A 20416-nucleotide genomic window follows, 5' to 3' on the forward strand; every position below is an offset into this window, starting at 1 on the left:
AGCGGCGTATTGTGCTAGTTAACTAGATGAATGGGGTTGACGATGATCGAGTTCCATCTGGACGGCCGGTCGGGGGTGTCGCCGTACCAGCAGATCGTTCAGCAGGTGCGGAACGCGTTGCGGCTCGGACTGCTGCGCGAGGGCGACCAGCTGCCCACGGTGAAGGACGTCGTCGCGTCCCTGGCGATCAACCCGAACACCGTGCTCAAGGCCTACCGCGAGCTCGAACACGAGGGTCTCGTCGCGGCCCGTCCGGGGCGCGGCACCTTCGTCACCCGAACGCTGACCGACTCCACGCTCGCCGCGCACGGTCCGCTCCGGCAGGACCTCCGCCGCTGGCTGATCAAGGCCCGTAAGGCCGGCCTCGACGAAGAGAGCATCGAGGCACTCTTCCAGACAACCTTTCGGTCCGCCGCTCAGGAGGAAATAGCATGACCGACGCTCTGCGAGCCCAGGGACTGGGCAAGAAGTACGGCCGTCGCTGGGCGCTGACCGACTGCAGCATCGAGGTGCCGACGGGGCGAGTGGTCGGCCTGGTCGGCCCGAACGGCGCCGGCAAGAGCACCCTGCTGAACCTGGCCGTCGGCCTGCTCACCCCGACCACCGGTTCGGTCGAGGTCCTCGGCGGGCCGGCCGGCACCCAGATGACGAAGATCGGCTTCGTCGCGCAGGACACACCCACCTACAGCAGGCTGAGCATCTCCGACCACCTCAAGCTCGGCGCCCGGCTGAACCCCGGGTGGGACGAATCGATCGCGAGCGACCGGATCACCAAGCTCGGGCTCGACCCGCAGCAGCGGGCCGGGAAGCTTTCCGGCGGCCAGCGCGCCCAGCTCGCCCTCACCCTCGGGATCGCCAAGCGGCCCGAACTGCTGATCCTCGACGAACCGGTCGCCTCCCTCGACCCGCTGGCCCGCAGGGAGTTCCTGCAGGATCTGATGCAGGCGGTCGCCGAGCAGGAGCTCAGCGTCGTGCTGTCCTCGCACCTGGTGTCCGACGTGGAGCGGTCCTGTGACTACCTGATCGTGCTGGTCGACTCCCGGGTCCAGGTCAGCGGCGAGATCGACACCCTGCTGGCTACGCACCACCGGCTGGTCGGCCCTCGCCGCGACGAGAAGAGCCTGCCCGCCGACCAGTTCGTCATCTCGGCCAGCCACACCGACCGGCAGTCGACCCTGCTGATCCGGACCGACCAGCCGATCCTCGATCCGGCCTGGACGGTCACCCAACTCACCCTGGAAGACCTGGTCCTGGCCTACATGGGCCGCCGCCCGACGACGACCGAGCAGAACGGCCGCCCGCTGCTGGAGGTACAACGATGATCTGGCTGACCTGGCGGCAGTTCCGCCTGCAGGCACTGGTGGTCCTCGGTGTCGTCGCCGCGCTCGCCATCATTCTGGCGATCACCGGCCCCGGCCTGCTCGACAACTACCAGTCCAACAAGACCGACTTCCTCAGCCGGGCCGCCTACGACCAGATCAACCAGATCCTCTACCTGGCCGGCATTGCTCTGCTGTACGCCGCTCCGCCGGTGATCGGCGCGTTCTGGGGCGCGCCGCTGATCGCGCGTGAACTGGAAGCGGGCACCCACCGGCTGGTCTGGAGCCAGAGCATCAGCCGGTCCCGCTGGCTCGCGATCAAGGTGGGTCTGACCGGACTCACCGCGGTCGCCGTCACGGGTCTGCTCAGCCTTGCGGTCACCTGGTGGAGCGACCCGATCGACGACGCGGTCGGCAGCGGCGAGGAGTCCGGCATCTTCAGCATGCCCCGGCTGCTGCCGACGATCTTCGGCGGCCGTGGCGTCGTCCCGATCGGGTACGCCGCCTTCGCCTTCGCGCTGGGCGTCACGATCGGGCTCCTGGTCCGCCGCAGTGTGGTCGCGATCGCCATCACCCTGGCGGCCGTCGTCCTCGTCCAGATCCTCTCGCCCTTCTTCCTCCGTCCGCACCTCATCACGCCGGCCGAGACCACCGTGATCGTGACGATGGAGAACATGAGGGGACTGCAGATGTCGGGTCCGGAGGACGACGCAACGGTGATGCGCGTCGAGGCGAAGCTTCCGGGCAGCGGCTTCTGGAAGCTCTCCGAGAACACGGTGAACGCTTCCGGCCAGGTGCAGTCGACCCTGCCGGGCTATCTCGCGAGCTGCGGCTCACCTCCACCGGGTCTTCCCGCGGCCGAGGCAGCGAAGCCACGGCCGAGCATGGACTCCTGCTTCAAGCGGCTGGCGGATGAGGGCTATCGGCAACTGATCACCTACCACCCGGCCAGCCGGTTCTGGGGTCTGCAGTGGCGCGAGGCAGGGATCTTCTTCGCCCTGGCCTTCGCTCTGACCGGCTTCTGCTTCTGGCGGATCCGCCGCGATCTGTCCTAGACAGCCTTCAGCACAGTCAGCAGGCGAGCCACCTCGGCCCCGACCGCAGTACGGGCGGGGCCGAGGTACTTGCGGGTGTCGACCAGGGCGGGCTGATCGGCGAGCACCTGGCGGACCACCTCGGTGAAGACGTTGTTGAGGTGGGTGGCGATGTTGACCTTGGTCATGCCGGCCTCGACCGCACGGGTGAGGTCCTCGTCCGCCACCCCGGACGACCCGTGCAGAACCAGCGGCACCGGTACTACGGACCGCAGCCGCGCGATCAACTCGAAGTCCAGCTCTGCGGTCCGTTCCGTCATCGCATGCGAGGAACCGACGGCCACGGCCAACGCATCCACACCGGTCGCCTCGGCAAAGGCGAGCGCCTCGTCCGGACGGGTGCGGGCACCGGGTGCGTGGACACCGTCCTTGCCGCCGACCTCGCCGATCTCGGCCTCGACGAAGACGCCGTGCTCGTGGCAGAAGGCGGTCACCTCGGTGGTGGACGCGACGTTGTCCGCGTAGTCGAGCTTGGAGGCGTCATACATCACCGACGTGAAGCCGAGCGACACTGCCTCGGTGACCAGGTCCCGGTCCATCGCGTGATCCAGGTGGACCACGACCGGGACGGTGGCGGCCGACGCCGCGGCGAGGGTGGCCACCCCGATCGGCTTGAGCGCGCCGTGGTACTTCACGGCGTTCTCGCTGATCTGCAGGATGACTGGTGCGCCCACCTGCTCGGCCCCGGCGATCAACGCGGTCGCGTGCTCCAGTTGGATCACGTTGAACGCACCGACGCCACGACCGGCCTTGGCGGCGGCCAGCACGACCTCGGCTCCGGAAACCAACGGCATGAGCGAATTCCTCCTACTTGACGGTGACGTGGGGCTGCCAGCGCCGATAGGCGGCCAGATCGATGTCACCGGCAACCGGTGTCAGCACGGCCGCGGCTGACGCAGCCACAGCACTCTTCAGTACTTCGGACCAGTCGGGCTCAGGTGATTCCGCGACGGCCGCGGCGACAACCGCAGTACAGGCGTCTCCGGCTCCGGTCGGGTTTCCGGCCACTTGTTCCACAGGCGATGCGCGCCAGACGCCCTTATTGCTAGCGGCAACCATTCCGCGTGGTCCGTCGGTGATCACGGCGGCCGTGGCGCCGGTGTCGATCAGTTGCCTTGCGCCCTCTTCCACGTCGACCTCACCCAACGCCTCGCGCAACTCGGCCGCGTTGGCGCGAACTACGGCACCCGCTCTTGCTGCGACCAGCAGCGCATCACCGCCGACATCGATCACCGACAGGACGTCGTGATGGCGAGCCCGAACCGCCAGTTCCGCATACGCATCCGCGGGAAGCCCGGGCGGCAGGCTGCCCGAACAGACGAGCACACCCAACCTCGCCCACGGCATCCGGTCGTTGAACGCACGCCACTCGTCGGCCGAGACGGCAGGGCCCTGCTCGTTGAAGATGGTCGCGTCGCCGTCGGCACCGTTGACGATGGCAACGGTCCGGCGGGTCTCCCCCGCGATCGGGGTCAGCAACGCGGTCAGGCCCGCGTCGAACAACTCTTCCGCGACGATCTCACCGGTCAGGCCGCCGACGAACCCGAGTGCGACCACCTGATGTCCCAGCGTGGCCGCCACCCGGGCGACGTTGACGCCCTTGCCGCCGGCCCGCTGCCGGACCTCGGTGACCCGATGGCTGCCGCCGACCAGCAGTTCATCCACGGCGTAGGTGACGTCCAGCGCGAGGTTGAGGGTGACCGCCCCGATCAGTCCAGCCATGCGCCGGCCCGCATCACCTTGCGGACGGCGTACTCCTCGTCCAGCAGGACCAGGTCAGCGCGCCGGCCGGTCTCGATGCCACCGACGTTGTACCAGCCGAACGCGTCGGCAGGAGTGCCGGAAGCCATCCGGGACGCGTCGACGAGCGAGACCCCGGCCTTTACCGCGTTGGCGAAGGCGACGTCCATCGTCAAGGTGCTGCCGGCAATCGAATGGGTGCCGTGGGCAAGCGTTGCCAGACCGTCCTTGACGTCGACCTCAAGGGTGCCGAGCATGTACCGCCCGTTGGGCATACCGGTGGCAACCATCGCGTCAGTGATCAGGGCGATCCGGTTGACCCCGGCCGCGGCCAGCGCGACCCGGACCACCTGGGGGTCCAGGTGCATGCCGTCGTTGATCACCTCGAGCAGCAACCGCGAATCGTTCAGGGCCGCACCGACCGGGCCTGGGTCGCGGTGGTGGAACGGCCGCATCCCGTTGAAGAGATGGGTTGCCACGGTCGCTCCCGCGTCGGCTCCGGCGATCATCTGGTCGTACGTCGCGTCGGTGTGCCCGAGCGCCGCGACCACGCCGGCGTCGACCACCTGGCGAATCGCATCGAGCCCACTGGGCAGCTCCGGCGCGATCGTCACCATCTTCACGGCATCGCTCAGTACCTTCGCCACATCGTCCTCGACCGGGTCGCGCAGCAGCGAGGGCTCATGCGCACCGCAGCGGGCCGCGGACAGGAACGGCCCTTCGAGATGGACTCCGGCGATCACCCCGTCGGTGACGAGATCGGCGAGGCAGGCAGTCTGCGAGACGAGGTCGTCCAGCGGCGCGGTGACCAGGCTGGCCAGGGTCGTCGTGGTGCCGTGCTTCGCATGGAAGGCCGCGACCTTGCGCGCCTCCTCCGGATCAGTCGTCGAGTACGTCGCGCCGCCGCCACCGTGCGTGTGGATGTCCACGAAGCCGGGCACCACCGTGACGTCGCCGAGGTCCTCGGGGCGCTGCCCGTCCGCGGGCATCCCGTCCGACCGGCGCCCGAACGCGAGGATGTCCTCGTCCACCACCTGGATCCAGGCGTTCTCCAGTACGTCGTCCGGCGTGACCAGTCGGCCCACGCGATACGTCGTCATCCCGGCGTCCCTCCGCTCTGGTCAGCAGTCACCCGGTCCCAGGCCATCAGCGCGGCACCGAGACAGCCGGCCTCCTCGCCCAGCACGGCGGCCACGATCTCCGGGCCGCGCTGGAAGGTCAACCTGGCAGCAACACCTTCGCGCAGCGGTGCCAGCAAGGTCTCACCGGCTCCCACCAGACCGCCGCCGATAGCGATTCGGGTCGGGGCAACCAGCGTCGTGTAGAGGACCAGCGCGTCGACCAGAGCGGCCAGTGCTTCGTCCCAAACGGCTGCTGCATCGGGATCCCCTGCAGCAAGCAGTTCGAGCACCTCCCGTGACCCGTCCACACTCCTGCCGGTCCGTACGCCGTACCGTCGCGCCAGGGCGGCAGCAGAAGCCACAGTCTCGAGGCAACCCCATTGCCCGCAGGCACAGAGCTCGGCCGAGTCCCCGTGGACGAACCGGGTGTGCCCGAGCTCCCCGGCATACCCGTCGCCGCTCACCAGCGAGCCGTCGACCACCATCGCTGCGGCGATACCTGTACCCAACGGGAGGAACAGCGAGTTCGTCGTGCCCTGCAGACTGCCCTGACGGAGCTCCGCGTAGCCACCTGCGCGGACGTCGTGGGCGAGCACGATGGGCTGGTCCTCCCCGATGGCCGCCTTCAGTTCGGCGAGCACCGGTGTACGGACCCATTCGAGATTCTCAGCGCTTGCGGTGCCGTGATCGGCGTCGATGATGCCGGGCACGACGACGCCGACCGCGCGGACCCGGTGACCGTCCGCGGCGGCCTTCTGACCGAGTTCGACCACGGTCTCGATCAGTGCGTCGAGTACGGCGCGGCCGCCGCCCCCTGAAGCAGACACAGCCCGGGGTGTCGGCCTGGTCTCCCGGTGCAGCACGGCACCGTCCGCGGCGACCAGGCCGCACTTCATCCGGGTTCCACCGAGATCGACGGCAACCACGACTTCACAGGGGTCCACGGAGCGCCATTATGCAGCGTTACCCGGCAGTCCGAACATCCGTGAGCATTTTCTGGACGCCTTCAGGCAGGCGCCCGGCCGCCTTCAGGCCCGCAGCCCCCGGTCGAACGCCGCCACCAGGAAGGCGATCAGGTTCTCCGCGAGTTTGCCCGGATCATCGAGGTCCTCCGTCCCTGGTGCCCGGGTCAGTGCCTGCGACTGGTGCAGCGCGAGCAGCCCCAGCATGTTGACGTAGCCGAAGGCGACCGACTCCGGCGCCGCTTCCGGTAACGCCGCCTGCAATGCGGCCAGGTAGCGCGCCTCGACCGGATCCGACTCCGCCGCGTACAACTCCCGGATCCGAGGGCTCGGGTCGAACGCGACCCGGCCGATGAATCTCGCTGCGATCGCGCCGCGATCGCCACGTCGCAGTACGAGATCGAGGCCTGGCTCGATGAAGGCCCTGATCAACTGCTCGGCGCTCGGCCGGCCCTTGGCCTCCAGTTGGTCCAGTCGACGACGACGCTCGGTGTTGACCGGCGCCATCGCGCGGGCCACCGCGGCCCGCAACAACGCTTCCTTCGAACCGAAGTGATAGTTCACCGCCGCGATATTCGCGGCCGCCGCGACCGTGATGGCCCGCAGCGAGGTTCCTTCGTAACCCCCCTCGCCGAACCTCTGCTCGGCGACGTTGAGCAACCTCTCCCGGGTCGATTCCACGGGTGTGTCCACAGAGTTCTCCTTCCCCCCAGCCACCACCCGTTCAGGCACCCCACCTGCTTACGCGCCGTAGCCTGAGGTCAGCATAGTTCAAACGGTCGTTTGAACAGGAGTGATCAGCGCAGTAAATCTCCAGACTTCAGGGAAAACCCTCCGAATTGCCCGAATTCGGGGCGACTGGTGCCCTGCGAGCGCTGTTGTCGACGCGCCACTAAGGTCGTTGCCTATGAGCGCGCGTGAGGTGCTGCGGATCGAACGGCGGTTCCGGGGACCGGAGCAGTCGGGCAATGGTGGCTACACGGCGGGGCTGGTCGGAGCGGCATTGGCCAAGCTCGCGCCGGACGGCACAGTGCCGCGAGTGACCTTGCGGTTACCTCCGCCGATGGACGTGGACCTCGACCTGCTGGTGGACGGCGACCACGCCAACTTGTCGGCAGCGGATGCTCTTGTTGCCGAGGGCGTGACCGTTGCCGCGGACAGCCTGGCCGACGCCACGATCGACGCTGTCTCGCCGGCTGAGGCGCGGGCGGCGGAAGCGTCGTACCGGGGGCTTGTGGACCATCCCTTCCCTAACTGCTTCGGCTGCGGTCCGATGAACGCCGAGGGTCTGCGGCTCCGCCCCGGCGCGCTCGGCGACGGCCGAACGGCATGCACCTGGCATCCCGCCGCGGACCTGGTCGGTGCCGACGGCCGTATCGATCCCGTCTACATCTGGACGGCGCTGGACTGTCCGGGCGGCTGGACGCTCGACCAGGAGGGACGGCCGTCGGTCCTCGGCCAGATGACTGCCTGCATCGACGCCCGTCCGCCGGCCGGCGAGTCCTGCGTGATCATGGGCCGACTGCTGGCCGAGGACGGCCGCAAGACCCACACCGCCACCACCCTGTACGACGCCGACGGCCGCGTCCTCGCGCGTGCCGTCCACACCTGGATCAGCGTGGACCCTGCCCTCTTCAACTGAGCTGGATCCTGAGGGCCACACTGGGAGAGACCACACCCAGACGGACTGCTGGAGGGCAGCGATGACACAGGAACCGTTCGACCCCACCGAAGACGCCCACCGCGACCGGCGCGAACACGGTGGCGCCCCGTCCCTGCACCCGGACGACGACGCCCTGGCCCGCCGTACCGAAGAGGAGCGGGTCGAGGCCGGCGTGGACGACTACGACCCGGACGAGGTCCCACCCGCCACCGACGACCCGGTCCCCACCGACCTGACCCAAACCGAGGACTACGCCGAAGAACAGGCCGAGATCAAACGCGAAACCGAGGAAAGCGAGCTCTACCCCCTCACCGAGAAACACCCCTTCCCCCCAAGCCACTACGACCGCGACTGACCCGAGGGCTTCGGCTCAGCGCGGGGCCTGGGGCGGGGTTGTGGGCAGGGTTGGGGCGGGGATGGTGACGTTGCCGTTTTGGGGGATCACCATGAACTGGATCTTGCCTGACTCGATGGCGGATTTCAGTAGGTAGCCCTGGGCGCCCAGCATCGCGACCTGTTGCTTGACCGACTGCAGTTCCACGTTGACCTGTTGGTTCTTCTGCTCCTGCGCCTGCTTGGCGAGCTCGGCGCGCTGCTTGGCTTCGAGCCCGTCGATGATGCCCTTGTCGAGCGGCGTCGGCTTCTGGATCGTGAAGGACAACTCACCGCAGGCGTTGCCGCCCGTGTACGACGGACCGCAGAAGTAGTCGCCACCGACGGCGGCCGGCAGCAACCGGGTGAACTCCTTGGCCGCGGCGGTCTGGAACTGCGACTTCTTCGCCTCGTTGTTGTAGAGCTCGGCCCAGTTGTAGTTCGTCCCGACGGCGGCCAGCGCGCGGTCGATCTGCGGCCGGAAGTAGGACTGCAGCATGTCGTCCCAGCCGGATGCCGTGTAGGCGTCCGTCTTCAGGCCGATCCGCTCATGGAAGGACTGGATCACCGGCTGTTCACGGTTCAGCGTGAAGTAGACCTGCACGCGGACGCCGAGCCGGACGTTGTCCTTGCTGACCACGGTGACCTCGTCGGCGTCCTCTGTGTCCGCGCCGGCGCCGCCGATGATGTAGGACCGCTGGTCGATCGGGTAGCTGTAGACCGTGTCGCCGGGGCCGATCAGCTTGTTCGTCGAGCCGGGCGGGATGATCGACTTGAACTTCTTGTCCTCGATCACGCCGCCGCCGTAGTGCAGTCCGATCTTGTTCGCGTCGGTGTCGGCGAAGTTGAAGAGATTGGCGAGCACGATGATCACCACGACCAGCAGGACCACCCCGCCGATCACCTTCGCCTTCACACTGCCGCCCTTCGCGACCGCTGCCGCAGTCCCCAGCTTTGCCATCAGTGGTCGAGCTCCTTGCCTTCGGTGAGTCGCCGGACATCGGCGAGGGTCAGGTCCGCGGTCAGCGCGACGTCGCGCGGCACCGACGGATGGGAGCTGAGCGTACGCAGCCCCTGCTCCGCAGCCGCGACCGCCTTCTCGAGCGACCGGACCTGCTGGAGCAGCGCTTTCGTCTCCGCTGTCAGCTCGGTCACGGCCCGCTCGGCGTCGGCGGCCCGGCGGTACGACGACCACGCGACCCAGGCGGTTCCGACGAGCAGGATCAGGACGGGCAGGCCAAGTCTGAGAACCATGTCCCCAGGGGATCACGAGCGGGCGTTCATCTGTCGGCGAAAAGTGGTTGAACGTGGAACGCCCGCGACGTAGGTTCTGAGTACACGCGAAGGGAGGTGGTCCAACGCATGAATTGCAATCGGACTCGTGAGGTGGCGGCGGGCTAACCCGCCAACCACTAGTTAGTGGGCACGTGGTCGGCCAGTTCAGCGCCGCCACCGGACCCGCGGGCAGTCAGGTCAGTCCGCCTGACCCAGAGTTCGGCCACCCGGTCGTGTCCCTGGAAGCGCTCGCGGGTTTTTTTATGCCCTGGTTCTTCTGCGCTGGTTGCCTGCGGGCCGATCAGGGCTGGAGCCGGACCAGCTCCCATTTCGAGGTCGCGTCGGTACGCCGGTACGCCAGCCGGTCGTGCAACCGGCCGGTGCGGCCCTGCCAGAACTCGAAAGCCTGGGGCTCGATGCGGTAGCCACCCCAGAAGTACGGCGTGGAGATCTCGGTGCCCTCCGGCCACTGCCGCTCGTACGACGCGTACTGCAGGTCCAGCTCTTCCCTGGAGTCCACCGGCTGGGACTGTTGCGACGCCCATGCACCCAGCTGGGAACCACGGGGCCGGGAGGCGAAGTACGCGTCGACCTCGTCCTGCGGGAGTTTGGTGGCGCTGCCTTCGACCCGGACCTGGCGTTCCATCGCGTGCCACGGGAAGACCAGAGCGCAGTACGGGTTGGCGGCGAGGTCGTCGGCCTTGCGGGACTGCTGGTTGGTGAAGAAGACGAAGCCTCTGGTGTCGAGGCCCTTCAGCAGCACGGTTCTGGCCGAGGGCTTCCCGTCGGCGTCCGCAGTGGCGAGCACCATCGCATTGGGCTCGGCCAGGCCGGCCTCGGTGGCCTGGGCCAGCCAGGAACCGAACTGCACGATCGGGTCGGGGTCGACCTGGCTCTCCAGCAGTTCACCGAGCCCGTAGGTCTGCCGCATCTCTCCTAGGTCCACCCCCGAAACCCTAGTCGCCAGCGGCACGCTCAGCCGGGGAAGGTCCCGCCGGGCTGCTGCGGATAGGTCGGCGGCTGACCCTGCGGCGGCCAAGTCGGCTGCCCCGGCGGCGGGCCTTGCGGCCGCTGGCCCTGCGGCGGGTAGCCCTGCGGTGGGTAGCCCGACGGTGGGCCCTGCGGTGGGTAGCCCGACGGCTGGCCGTCCTGTGGTCCGGGGGCTTGCCGGCCCGGGTAGTCGCCCCACGGACCGGGCTGTTGCTGGGGTGGGTAACCAGGCTGGTAACCCTGCGTCTGTGGTCGAGTCTGCTTCGCGTCAGCGATCCAGCGGCGTACGCCGAGCACCAACAGGATCGCGCCGACGAACAGCGCCGAGCCGTCCCACACCAGGTAGCCGCCGACTCGATCCGCGCCAGGCATCTCGAAGACCTTGGCCAGGTCGAAGGCCTGACGGATCGGCAGCAGTTGCACAGCGAGTCCCACGCCGGTCAGCAGCGCGCCCGCCCCGACCAGAGCCCCGGCGGAGATCACCGGCAGCGACAGGATGATGCCGAACGCCACTGCGACACCCAGTACCAACAGAGCCCAGGGCAGGCTGTCCGAGAGACGATCGTCGAGCCTGACCATGAGGATCACATTCAGCTTGGTCCCGGCGTGCGAGACCAGGACGGTGCTGATCCACGCTGCCAGAGCGCCGACGAACAGTCCGATCCAGGGGTTCGGCTTCGATGCCATGCCCGCGAGGGTAATGGCCCAAGCGGTCACCCTCACAGTCCTGGCAACTGTTCCGGGCGGAGGCGCGGGGCCTATGCTGCCTGGGCGCCGAAAACCTGACAAAGGAGTCACGGACAGATGTCGTCAGATCCGAAGACCGAGGTCCAGCATGGTCTGGAGGGAGTCGTCGCGTTCGACACCCAGATCGCCGAGCCGGACAAGGAGGGGTCGGCGCTGCGCTACCGCGGGGTCGACATCGAGGATCTGGTCGGCCGGGTGCCGTTCGAGAACGTCTGGGGCCTGCTCGTCGACGGGGCCTTCATCCCGGGCCTGCCGCCGGCCGAACCGTTCCCGCTCCCCGTCCACAGCGGTGACGTCCGGGTCGACGTCCAGTCCGCGCTGGCGATGCTGGCCCCGGCCTGGGGACTGCGGCCGCTGTACGACATCGACGAAATCCAGGCTCGCGACGACCTGTCCCGCGCCGCCGTGATGGCACTCTCGTACGTCGCCCAGGCAGCTCGTGGCATCGGGCAACCAATGGTGCCGCAACGCGAAGTGGACAAGGCGACCACGATCACCGAGCGGTTCATGATCCGCTGGCGTGGCGAGCCCGATCCGAAGCACGTCAAGGCGGTCGACGCGTACTGGACCTCCGCGGCCGAGCACGGCATGAACGCGTCCACCTTCACCGCCCGGGTGATCGCCTCCACCGGCGCTGACGTCGCCGCGGCGTTGTCGGGTGCGGTCGGCGCGATGTCGGGTCCGCTGCACGGTGGTGCCCCGGCCCGGGTGCTGACGATGATCGAGGGTGTCGAGAAGAGCGGTGACGCCCGGGCTTACGTCAAGGGACTGCTCGATGCCGGCGACCGCCTGATGGGGTTCGGGCACCGCGTGTACCGGGCGGAGGACCCGCGCGCCCGTGTTCTCCGGCGTACTGCCCGCGAGCTCGACGCCCCGCGGTACGAGGTCGCCGAGGCGCTGGAGAAGGCCGCCCTGGCCGAGCTCCGCGAACGCCGGCCGGACCGGGTCCTGGAGACGAACGTGGAGTTCTGGGCCGCGATCGTGCTCGACTTCGCCGAGGTCCCGCCGCCGATGTTCACCTCGATGTTCACCTGCGCCCGTACTGCGGGCTGGAGCGCCCACGTCCTCGAGCAGAAGCGCACCGGCCGCCTGATCCGCCCCTCCGCCATCTACTCCGGCCCGGCGTCCCGCCCCGCCACCGCCATCGAAGGCTGGAACGACTCCTGGGCTTGACCCTCCTTACGTCCGAAGAACTGAGGGGCCTGCCCCCCGGCTCTTCGGACGTAAGCTCTGTGGGGTGAGTCCTCATCCGAAGCAGGAGTCCGATGAGCTGCTGGTGATCTCGCCGCTGAAGGCGTTCACCTGTGCGGATTGCGGGACGGCCGAGGCGGAGCTGCTGCGGCTCGAGGACGATGCCCCGCACTGCCTTTCCTGTGTTGATCTCGACCACCTCGTGTTCCTGCCGTCGGGCAACACCGCGTTGACCCGGCGGGCGCGGAAGGCGAGCACGTTGTCGGCTGTCGTCATCCGGTGGAGCCCTCGGCGTAAGCGGTACGAGCGGCAAGGCGTGCTGGTCGAGCAGCCTGCGCTGGAGGTCGCCGAGGAGCAGTGCCTCGCCGACGAGGACGTCCGTGAGCGTCAGCGGGAGCGCGCTCGTGCGAGGCGCGCGGTCGAAGATGTCGAGTTCCAGCAGCGGATGGCGGCCGAGATCGCGCGGCTGTTCCCGCGCTGTCCGGCCGATCGGGCTGAAGCGATCGCGCGGCATGCCGGGACGCGGAGCAGTGGACGGGTCGGCCGATCAGCCGCGGGCCGCGCTCTCGAGGAGAACGCGGTGACCCTGGCGGTGGTGGCATCCATTCGCCACGAGGACACGCCGTACGACGAACTGCTGATGGCGGGCGTATCCCGCGTCGACGCTCGCGAACGGATCCGCGCGGAGCTCGACGAGGTGCTCGAGCAGTGGCGCGGGTGATCAGGAGCGACTGTTGCTGGGTGAGTGGCCGGTGTGTTGTTTGTACTGGCGGCTGAAGTAGGGGACGTCGGTGTAGCCGAGGGCCGCGGCGATCTGGGTGACGGTCATGCCGGTCTCGGTCAGTAGTTGGTGTGCGCGGTCGATCCTTGCCTTGATCACGTACTGCGCGGGCGCGGTGCCGTGCTGGGCCACGAACCTCCTGGTGAACTGGGCTCGCGACAGGGCAGCCGCCGCGGCCATCTGCTGGACGGTCCACTCGCGCCCGGGGTCCTGACGGATGCTCTGGGCAACTTCCTCGATCGCTGTGTCGGACGCAGTCTTCCGCGGGCTGTCGGCCGCCTCCCAGATCAGGCAGAGCAACTGCTCCAGGCACAGCTCGGCCTGCCGCTCCCCCAACGGATCCCCTCGCCTGTACGCCGTGTCCGAGCTGCGGGCCAGCGCGTCGAGCAGTACCCGGTCCGGCAGGTCACACCACCGCTGCTCCGGTACTACGTCTGAGGGGGTCGCCTGGAAGTGCATGCCGAACACCAGGAGGCGCCGGCGTGGATCGTGACTGGCGGTGGGTGCATCGCCGGGGGCGAAGACCGCGCAGGTCCCGGGGGCCAGGTCGCAGGTGTCGCCGTTGAGTTCGAGCCGGCCGATTCCGTCTAGCACGCACCAGAGGAGGTAGTTCGGCAGCGGGCGGGAAACCCAGGACCAGCTGGGCTCACACCGCCAGAAGGTCGGCGGGGACAGCAACTCAAGGTGCAAGGGGGCGCCTCGAGCCAGGGATGCGCCTTCCGTCAGGGGAGCGTCTGTTGTCAGAGCTGGGCTATGCGTCAAAAGCTCAACTCCTTGCGTCGATCGTCTGTGGCTCCGCGGGGTCGTTGGCTCGGAGAATTGCCTTGCCAGGGAAATGGTAGGCGGTGGCGCCAGGTTGGCGTCGAGTCAAGGGTGAGGACAACGGATGAGCGTTTCGTTCAAGGACGAGTTCGAGGTGAACGGCTATGCGTTGGCGCATGGCCTGTTCGGCGCGGACGAGGTCGAGCGGCTTCGGGAGCACTACATGGCGCTGCGCCGCCGTGGTTCGTACCCGGGCGACGTGGTCGGCGTACAGGCTGACAGCCGGGATCCGTTGCGGCGGTACCCGCGGATGGCCCAGATGCATCGGTGGGATGACCTTTCGTTGCAGTGGCTGATCGACGAGCGCCTGGACGACGTGATGATCACCTTGCTCGGCAGGTCGCCGTACGCGGTGCAGACGATGATCTACTTCAAGCCGCCTGGGTCGCGGGGGCAGGCGCTGCATCAGGACAACTTCTATCTGAAGGCGGAGCCCGGTACGTGCGTAGCGGCGTGGATGGCGCTGGACCGAGTGGACCGGGAGAACGGGTGCCTGGAAGTGGTGCCGGGCAGTCACCGGTGGCCGATTCTGTGTACGGAGAAGGCGGATACGAAGGTGAGCTTCACCGATGTGACAGTGCCGCTGCCGGATCCGGAGGCCGCAGTACCGGTAGAGATGGAGCCGGGCGACGTGCTGTTCTTCCATGGCGCTCTTGTGCATGGCAGTGCGCCTAATGTGACTACGGACCGCTTCCGGCGCGCGCTGATCGGGCACTACATCGAGGGCGAGGCACAACAGGTCGCGGAGTACTACCACCCTGCACTGCGGATGGACGGCAGCCCGCTGGAACTCGGCGTCGCGGAAGGTGGCGGTGCTTGCGGCGAATGGGTCAGCACTGAGGGCGGACCGATTGCTGTGATGACAGGTCGGCAGACGATCACTCGCAAGCACGAGTAGACGAAGCTGGCCGGGGTCCGGGGTTTGGGCCTGCTGGGGTGGTGTGTCGGGCGTGTGGAAGACTGGGGTTGCTGACAGCGTCGTCGGCGAGGATCCAGCCAGACGACGAAGGGAACACGCTGGTGACCAGCGCCATTCAGATCCCCGCAGAACTCAAGCCCGCCGACGGCCGGTTCGGTGCCGGTCCGTCGAAGGTGCGCCCCGAGGCTGTCGCGGCCCTGGCGACCGAGGGCGCCAAGCTGCTCGGCACCTCGCACCGCCAGGCCCCGGTGAAGAACCTGGTCGGCCGGGTGCAGCAGGGTGTGGCCGACCTGTTCCAGCTGCCGGACGGGTACCAGGTGGTGCTCGGCAACGGCGGCTCGACCGCCTTCTGGGACATCGCGACCTTCGCGCTGATCCGGGAGAAGAGCCAGCACCTGAGCTTCGGTGAGTTCTCCTCCAAGTTCGCCAAGGCCGCGCAACTCGCGCCGCACCTGGGCGAGCCGAGCGTGATCAAGTCCGAGCCGGGCAGCCGTCCGGTCGCGGTCGCCGAGGCCGGCGTGGACCTCTACGCGTGGCCGCACAACGAGACCTCCACCGGGGTAATGGCACCGGTCAAGCGGGTCGAGGGAGCTGACGCGGGTGCTCTGGTGGCGATCGACGCCACCTCCGGCGCGGGCGGTCTGCCGGTCGACATCAGCGAGACCGACGTCTACTACTTCGCGCCGCAGAAGTGCTTCGCCTCCGACGGCGGGCTGTGGATCGCGATCCTGTCGCCGGCGGCGCTGGCGCGGGTCGAGGAGATCACCGCGTCCGGACGGTGGATCCCGGCCTTCCTGGACCTGGCGACCGCGATCGACAACTCCAGCAAGAACCAGACGTACAACACGCCGTCGCTTGCCACGCTGTTCCTGATGGCGGAGCAGACCGACTGGATCAACAGCCAGGGCGGGCTGGAGTGGAGCGTCGCGCGCACCACGGACTCCAGCAACCGGCTGTACAACTGGGCCGAGAAGTCCGACTACGCCACGCCGTACGTCGAGGACGCGGACGCCAGGTCGCTCGTCATCGGCACCATCGACCTGGACGAGTCGATCGACGCCGCCGCGGTCGCCAAGACGCTGCGCGCGAACGGCATCGTCGACACCGAGCCCTACCGCAAACTCGGCCGCAACCAGCTCCGCGTCGCGATGTTCCCCGCGGTAGACCCGGACGACGTAGAGAAGCTCACCCAGGCCATCGACTTCACGGTCGACGCCCTCCGCTAACACCCCCGACAGCCGCCGACCAAGCAAACCGGTCGGCGGCTGTCGCATGTCCAAGCGGGGCGTGCCCGGCAGGGCGGGCGCGGTGGTCTCACCGGGCGTCAAGCGACGGAACCGCGCGGCGCCTGCGCGGGTCCGCGACGCCTGCGCGAGTCCGCGGCGCCTGCGCGGGTCCGCGACGCCTGCGCGAGTCCGCGGCGCCCGGGCAGGTCGGCCGAGCGGTGGGCGGCGAAGCCGGGTGCCGGCTAGACGGAGGTTCTGCGGCGGTGGCGGTCGGGGGGTGGTTGGCCGGTCAGGCGGGCGTTTTCTGCCATTCGGTCGTGGCGTTCGCGGCGGCCGGCGGGGAAGGTGACGATGGTGATGATCAGGGCGAAGAGGGCTGCGCCGATCAGGATCCAGCGGAGGTTGTGGTTCGACTTGGGCTCGCTGCTGCTGTCCGAGGCCGGTGCCGGTTTGGGGGTCGAGGTCGGAGTAGCTGCGGCCTTACGTGGCGGGACCTGGACCTGGTAGACGACCGAGTTCGACCCTTCGCTACCGACCAGCAGGTCGCTGCCCGAAGGACCGACCGCCACTGACTCACCTTGGGCGAGCGGCACGGCACCGCGGCCCACCACATTCGGCTTCTCGCCCCAGGCGACCGTGGCGACGTCCACGTAGCTGCGCAGTACCACCTGCTTACCGTCCGGCATGAACGTGCCGTCGGTCACTCCGGCCGGTGCGTCCGCCATCTTGGTGAGCGGGTTCGTCCCTTCCCGGGACGATTCCTCGGGCGCCGAGTAGAAGCCGGCCTTGCCCTTCGCCACCTTGGTGACGAAGTACAGCCGGTTGGTGGTCGGCTCGACCAGCAGGGTCTCCGCGTCGTGTGCCCCGTCCGGGTACTCGAAGTCGTACCGGTGGAACTTCACGCTGTCCTCGTCGGCCAACTCCTCCGGCTCGGGGATCGTGTAGACCTCGATCATGTCGCGGTTGGACTTGTTGTCACCGATGTCCGCGATGTAGATCGTCCCGTCGCGATCCACCGCGATCGCCTCGACGTCCTTCACCGGCGCACTGAAGCTGAGCACCGCCTGGACCTTGCCCTTGGTGTCGATGCCGAACACCCGGGCAGTGTCACCCGAGTCGTTCACCGTCCACCAGATGCCCTCGTACTTCTGGCTCTTGGCCAGCCCCGAGGACTCGTCCACCCGATCGTCGGTGATGGTGAACATCTTCTTCGGCGCCGGCGGGTCGGCTGCCGGCGGCTGACCTGCCGCAGAAGCGCCGCGAACAGGGACAGCGGTGCCCGCCAGACTGAGCAGGGCCACCGCGGTCACGGTCAGGACTTTCCCCAGCTTGCTCAAGACACCGCCTCGCGGTCGGGTTCAAGGACCAGCGCCGCCAGCCGTGGCTTGACCTGCCACTCGCCGACCAGCGCGTCGTACTCCGCCCGGACCTCGGGCCCCGCGGCTGCTCCGGTCCGGGCAGCTCGCAGCAGCAAGTTGCGCGGCGTGTGTTCGCTGTCCACGAACTGCACCACCTCCACCCGGTATCCGACCTGCCGTAGTACTGCCGCGCGCAACGAATCCGTCAACACGTCGGCGAACCGCTCCCGAACGATGCCATATCTGGTCAGAAGCCCGTAAGGCGGCGGTGGTTCGACGCTCTTGAGCTGTTTCTGGATGTCGTGATGGCAGCAAGGGGCCGCAAGGATCAACGGCGCCTCCCAGCCGACCGCCCGGGCCAGCGCGTCATCGGTGGCGGTGTCGCAGGCGTGCAGGGCCAGCACGACGTCCGGCTGGAACTCCAGCTGGGCGTCCGCGATGGTCGCATCGACGAACCGCAGGTGGTCCTGCCAGCCCAGCGCCGCCACTCTCTTGGAGTTCCGAGACCGCGCCGCGGGGGTGCGATCGATACCAGTCATTCGTACGTCATGCCCGGCCGCCGTGAGCAGGTGGTACGCCGCCAAAGTCAGGTACGCGTTCCCACAGCCGAGATCGACCACCTGCAGCGGTCGGCCCGACTCGATCCGCCCAGCCGCGAGCGCCTCGTCCAGCGCAGGCGCGAGCAGCTTGCAGAACTCGTCGATCTGCTTGTACTTCGACTGCCGCGACGGCTTCACCCGGCCGAGGTGGTCGCTGATGCCCAGCTCGATCAGGAACGGAGCCGCCGGATCCAGTGCCCGCTGCTTCGTCCGGTCGTGGTCCGTCTGCTGCTCCCGGCTGTCACTCTGCCGGTGCAGCAGCAGCTTGCCCTTCTTGGTGTACCGCAGCCGCAGCGTCTCCGCCGTGGTCTCCACATGCCAGTTCCCGTACGACGCCCCCAGCAGCTCATCCGCCGCCCGCCCGACCGCCGGATCGTCGGCGGGGACGTTGCGGGTGTGGGCCTGGCGGTCGTCGTACTCGGTGATCTGCAGGTGCCGGCCGCCCTTCAGGTCGACGTAGCGCAACTCGACCCGCTGGTACGCAGGTGGCTCCGCACCCCGGCGCCGACCTGATCCGACTGCCCTGACCAGCGACTTCTCGTCCAGCAGCACAGCCCGCACCGACTCCAGCGCCCCGGACTCGTCGGCCTCGTCGGGCCGGCCCGGCTGCTCCGCGGGGCCCGCCTGGTTCGGCTGGGGCGCGGGCCGGCGCGGGGCCGTGTTTGACTGCATCGCGCCATTGTCGCCGACTGCTCCACCGCATCACAAAACGGTCTCGCTGGATCACCCTCCGTTCCCACCTCGCCCGGACTGCAGTCGAGCGCGGATCATCTGAGTTTCTCGTCCTCCGACAGCAGCCCGAGGCTGCGGAGGCGGGTCTCGATACCGCCCGGCTGGCGACCGAGTGCGTTGACCAGCTCACCCTTGGTGGCGTTGTTCTTGTAGAGCTCGGTGAGCAGGTCCTCCTGCTCCTGGGTCCAGCCGCGATACGCGTTCGGGTAGTTCTTGCGGGCCTCCTCGATCCGGCGGCCCGTCGAGCGGGATCCCAGCACCTCGAGGGCGCGGATCCTGGCCTGGCGGTGCCGGCCCACCTCCTCGCCGTCGCGCCAGAAGACGACGATGCCGTCGTCGAACGTCATCAGATCGGCTGGGACGTCGCAGTAGTCGGCGTCCTCGAGCATCACCCGCACCATGGTCCATACCTCCGTCTCAGAGCGGGCCGCCCGGCCACCGTGGCCGCATCCGGTTCCCTTCTCACCAGAGAAGATGCCGCTCTTCCCCGCCGCTCCCGACGACGACTTCAGATCTGTGGACAACTCACAAGAACCACAAAGGCAGTTTGCAAAATCTCTTTGCAAACTGTCTTTGCAGTCGTAGCATCGTTGGCATGAGCGAGGAACAGAGCCAGGCGGAACAGGCGCAGGCAGAGCAGGCAGAGGGCCTGGCCGTAGGTGGCGGAACGGTTCGAATGGATGCGCGAGTACTGCGAGCGCTGTCGCATCCGATGCGGAACCGGATGGTGGGGTTGCTGCGGGTCTACGGACCGCAGACCGCGACGAGTCTCGCCACCCGACTCGGGGTGAACAGCGGGGCCACCAGCTACCACCTGAGGCAGCTGGCTGAGGCCGGACTCGTGGTCGAGGACGACCAGCGCGGCAACGCGCGGGACCGGTGGTGGAAGGCAGCTCACCAGGGGACCGAGTTCGACGCTGCCGAGATGCTCGAGACCGAGCCGGATCTGGCGATGGGCTTCCTGCACGGCCTCGCCCAGACCTACGCCGAGAACACGTTCCGCGCGATCGACAGCCTGCAGACGCTGTCCCCGGAGTGGCGCGACGCCACCCTGCTGTCGGACTACATCTTTCACCTCACCGCGGCCGAGCTCAAAACGATGATGACCGAGGTGACGGACGTCCTGGAGAAGTACCGCACCACGGACCTGACCGCCCCGCTGCCCGAGGGCACCGAGCAGGTCTCCGTCCAGCTTCATGCCTACCCCCGCGAAACCCGGACCTGACCACCGAGAGGAGCAGCAAGATGATGATCAGCGAGAACGAAGAGGTCGCCCGGTGCCGAGTTGCCGACCGCCTCCGCGCCGCCGAGACAGACGCCCTGCGCCGACAGGACAAGGCAACCCGTCGCGCGGCTGGTTCGACCGGCCCCCGGCACCACCTCGCCGCAGTACTACGGCACCTCGCGAACCACCTCGAACCGCAACCACGCCGTCGCAGTACCGGGTTGTCCGGCATCCTGCGGAGCTAGACGGGATCCGACGGGTCCTCGGGGAACGGCGGGCC

The 20416-nt window shown here is 68.3% G+C and carries 24 protein-coding genes; 11 read left to right on the plus strand and 13 right to left on the minus strand.

Annotation, left to right across the window (positions count from 1 at the left end; all coding sequences use genetic code 11):
• Positions 1 to 42 precede the first annotated feature (42 nt).
• The 3 genes from VFG33_RS31170 to VFG33_RS31180 are packed head-to-tail and all read left to right on the plus strand — an operon-like array spanning position 43 to position 2374.
• Positions 43 to 435, plus strand: a complete 393-nt coding sequence (locus VFG33_RS31170) for a GntR family transcriptional regulator (protein WP_325056568.1) — start codon at positions 43 to 45, stop codon at positions 433 to 435.
• Positions 432 to 1322, plus strand: coding sequence for an ABC transporter ATP-binding protein (locus VFG33_RS31175; RefSeq protein WP_325056569.1), 891 nt, complete (start codon positions 432 to 434; stop codon positions 1320 to 1322). The genes VFG33_RS31170 and VFG33_RS31175 overlap by 4 nt, the downstream gene beginning before the upstream one ends.
• Entirely contained in the window at positions 1319 to 2374 is a 1056-nt protein-coding gene (locus VFG33_RS31180) for an ABC-2 membrane transporter-related protein (protein ID WP_325056570.1), read from the plus strand. Before VFG33_RS31175 ends, VFG33_RS31180 begins: the two co-directional genes overlap by 4 nt.
• Here the strand turns inward: VFG33_RS31180 and VFG33_RS31185 are convergent.
• From VFG33_RS31185 to VFG33_RS31205, 5 genes are all read right to left on the minus strand, one after another.
• A complete protein-coding gene (locus VFG33_RS31185) occupies positions 2371 to 3207 on the minus strand; it encodes a class II fructose-bisphosphate aldolase (RefSeq protein WP_325056571.1) in 837 nt (278 codons plus the stop codon). The two genes, VFG33_RS31180 and VFG33_RS31185, sit on opposite strands and share 4 nt — an antisense overlap.
• A 13-nt stretch (positions 3208 to 3220) precedes the next feature.
• A complete protein-coding gene (locus VFG33_RS31190) occupies positions 3221 to 4135 on the minus strand; it encodes a 1-phosphofructokinase family hexose kinase (RefSeq protein WP_325056572.1) in 915 nt (304 codons plus the stop codon).
• Positions 4123 to 5253, minus strand: coding sequence for an N-acetylglucosamine-6-phosphate deacetylase (nagA, locus tag VFG33_RS31195; RefSeq protein ID WP_325056573.1), 1131 nt, complete (start codon positions 5251 to 5253; stop codon positions 4123 to 4125). Before nagA ends, VFG33_RS31190 begins: the two co-directional genes overlap by 13 nt.
• A complete protein-coding gene (locus VFG33_RS31200) occupies positions 5250 to 6218 on the minus strand; it encodes an ROK family protein (protein WP_325056574.1) in 969 nt (322 codons plus the stop codon). Before VFG33_RS31200 ends, nagA begins: the two co-directional genes overlap by 4 nt.
• 84 nt (positions 6219 to 6302) lie before the next feature.
• Entirely contained in the window at positions 6303 to 6929 is a 627-nt protein-coding gene (locus tag VFG33_RS31205) for a TetR/AcrR family transcriptional regulator (protein ID WP_325056575.1), read from the minus strand.
• 214 nt (positions 6930 to 7143) lie between these two features.
• Between VFG33_RS31205 and VFG33_RS31210 the strand changes: the two genes are divergently transcribed.
• Positions 7144 to 7878: a hotdog fold domain-containing protein gene (locus VFG33_RS31210; protein ID WP_325056576.1), complete on the plus strand. Its 735-nt coding sequence runs from the start codon at positions 7144 to 7146 to the stop codon at positions 7876 to 7878.
• Between the two features lie 61 nt (positions 7879 to 7939).
• Complete coding sequence (locus VFG33_RS31215) at positions 7940 to 8254, plus strand: hypothetical protein (protein ID WP_325056577.1); 315 nt, start codon at positions 7940 to 7942, stop codon at positions 8252 to 8254.
• 15 nt (positions 8255 to 8269) lie between these two features.
• On the opposite strand, the gene VFG33_RS31220 is transcribed toward VFG33_RS31215, so the two are convergent.
• The 4 genes from VFG33_RS31220 to VFG33_RS31235 form a co-directional block, all read right to left on the minus strand.
• Positions 8270 to 9232, minus strand: coding sequence for an SPFH domain-containing protein (locus tag VFG33_RS31220; protein ID WP_325056578.1), 963 nt, complete (start codon positions 9230 to 9232; stop codon positions 8270 to 8272).
• Positions 9232 to 9525, minus strand: coding sequence for a hypothetical protein (locus tag VFG33_RS31225; RefSeq protein ID WP_325056579.1), 294 nt, complete (start codon positions 9523 to 9525; stop codon positions 9232 to 9234). Before VFG33_RS31225 ends, VFG33_RS31220 begins: the two co-directional genes overlap by 1 nt.
• A gap of 322 nt (positions 9526 to 9847) precedes the next feature.
• The gene (gene pdxH, locus VFG33_RS31230) at positions 9848 to 10477 is read right to left on the minus strand and encodes a pyridoxamine 5'-phosphate oxidase (protein WP_325056580.1); all 630 of its coding nucleotides are present in this window, start codon (positions 10475 to 10477) and stop codon (positions 9848 to 9850) included.
• Between the two features lie 44 nt (positions 10478 to 10521).
• Entirely contained in the window at positions 10522 to 11223 is a 702-nt protein-coding gene (locus VFG33_RS31235) for a hypothetical protein (protein ID WP_325056581.1), read from the minus strand.
• A 117-nt stretch (positions 11224 to 11340) separates the two neighbouring features.
• Here VFG33_RS31235 and VFG33_RS31240 point away from each other — a divergent pair, with 117 nt between their 5' ends.
• Positions 11341 to 12456: a citrate synthase 2 gene (locus VFG33_RS31240; RefSeq protein ID WP_325056582.1), complete on the plus strand. Its 1116-nt coding sequence runs from the start codon at positions 11341 to 11343 to the stop codon at positions 12454 to 12456.
• A gap of 64 nt (positions 12457 to 12520) precedes the next feature.
• Positions 12521 to 13195 (plus strand): DUF2293 domain-containing protein, encoded by a 675-nt coding sequence (locus VFG33_RS31245; RefSeq protein WP_325056583.1) that lies wholly within the window; start codon positions 12521 to 12523, stop codon positions 13193 to 13195.
• Here VFG33_RS31245 and VFG33_RS31250 read toward each other — a convergent pair whose 3' ends face one another.
• The gene (locus VFG33_RS31250) at positions 13196 to 13945 is read right to left on the minus strand and encodes a helix-turn-helix domain-containing protein (RefSeq protein WP_325056584.1); all 750 of its coding nucleotides are present in this window, start codon (positions 13943 to 13945) and stop codon (positions 13196 to 13198) included.
• Between the two features lie 196 nt (positions 13946 to 14141).
• Here VFG33_RS31250 and VFG33_RS31255 point away from each other — a divergent pair, with 196 nt between their 5' ends.
• Positions 14142 to 14975, plus strand: coding sequence for a phytanoyl-CoA dioxygenase family protein (locus VFG33_RS31255; protein WP_325056585.1), 834 nt, complete (start codon positions 14142 to 14144; stop codon positions 14973 to 14975).
• Between the two features lie 122 nt (positions 14976 to 15097).
• Entirely contained in the window at positions 15098 to 16222 is a 1125-nt protein-coding gene (gene serC, locus VFG33_RS31260) for a phosphoserine transaminase (protein ID WP_325056586.1), read from the plus strand.
• Positions 16223 to 16464: 242 nt separating this feature from the next.
• Here the strand turns inward: serC and VFG33_RS31265 are convergent, their stop codons facing one another.
• The 3 genes from VFG33_RS31265 to VFG33_RS31275 form a co-directional block, all read right to left on the minus strand.
• Positions 16465 to 17559, minus strand: a complete 1095-nt coding sequence (locus VFG33_RS31265) for a YjiK family protein (protein WP_325056587.1) — start codon at positions 17557 to 17559, stop codon at positions 16465 to 16467.
• Positions 17556 to 18851: a methyltransferase gene (locus tag VFG33_RS31270; protein ID WP_325056588.1), complete on the minus strand. Its 1296-nt coding sequence runs from the start codon at positions 18849 to 18851 to the stop codon at positions 17556 to 17558. The genes VFG33_RS31265 and VFG33_RS31270 overlap by 4 nt, the downstream gene beginning before the upstream one ends.
• Positions 18852 to 18946: 95 nt before the next feature.
• Complete coding sequence (locus VFG33_RS31275; RefSeq protein WP_325056589.1) at positions 18947 to 19312, minus strand: hypothetical protein; 366 nt, start codon at positions 19310 to 19312, stop codon at positions 18947 to 18949.
• Between the two features lie 194 nt (positions 19313 to 19506).
• Here VFG33_RS31275 and VFG33_RS31280 point away from each other — a divergent pair, with 194 nt between their 5' ends.
• Together VFG33_RS31280 and VFG33_RS31285 are read left to right on the plus strand one after the other, a co-directional pair.
• The gene (locus VFG33_RS31280) at positions 19507 to 20136 is read left to right on the plus strand and encodes a helix-turn-helix domain-containing protein (RefSeq protein WP_325056590.1); all 630 of its coding nucleotides are present in this window, start codon (positions 19507 to 19509) and stop codon (positions 20134 to 20136) included.
• Positions 20137 to 20156: 20 nt separating this feature from the next.
• Positions 20157 to 20381 carry a hypothetical protein gene (locus VFG33_RS31285; protein WP_325056591.1) on the plus strand — a complete coding sequence of 75 codons (225 nt, stop codon included), beginning with the start codon at positions 20157 to 20159 and terminating at the stop codon, positions 20379 to 20381.
• Positions 20382 to 20416 lie beyond the last annotated feature (35 nt).

Origin of the sequence: Kribbella sp., assembly GCF_035687465.1 — a bacterium.
Lineage (GTDB): Bacteria > Actinomycetota > Actinomycetes > Propionibacteriales > Kribbellaceae > Kribbella.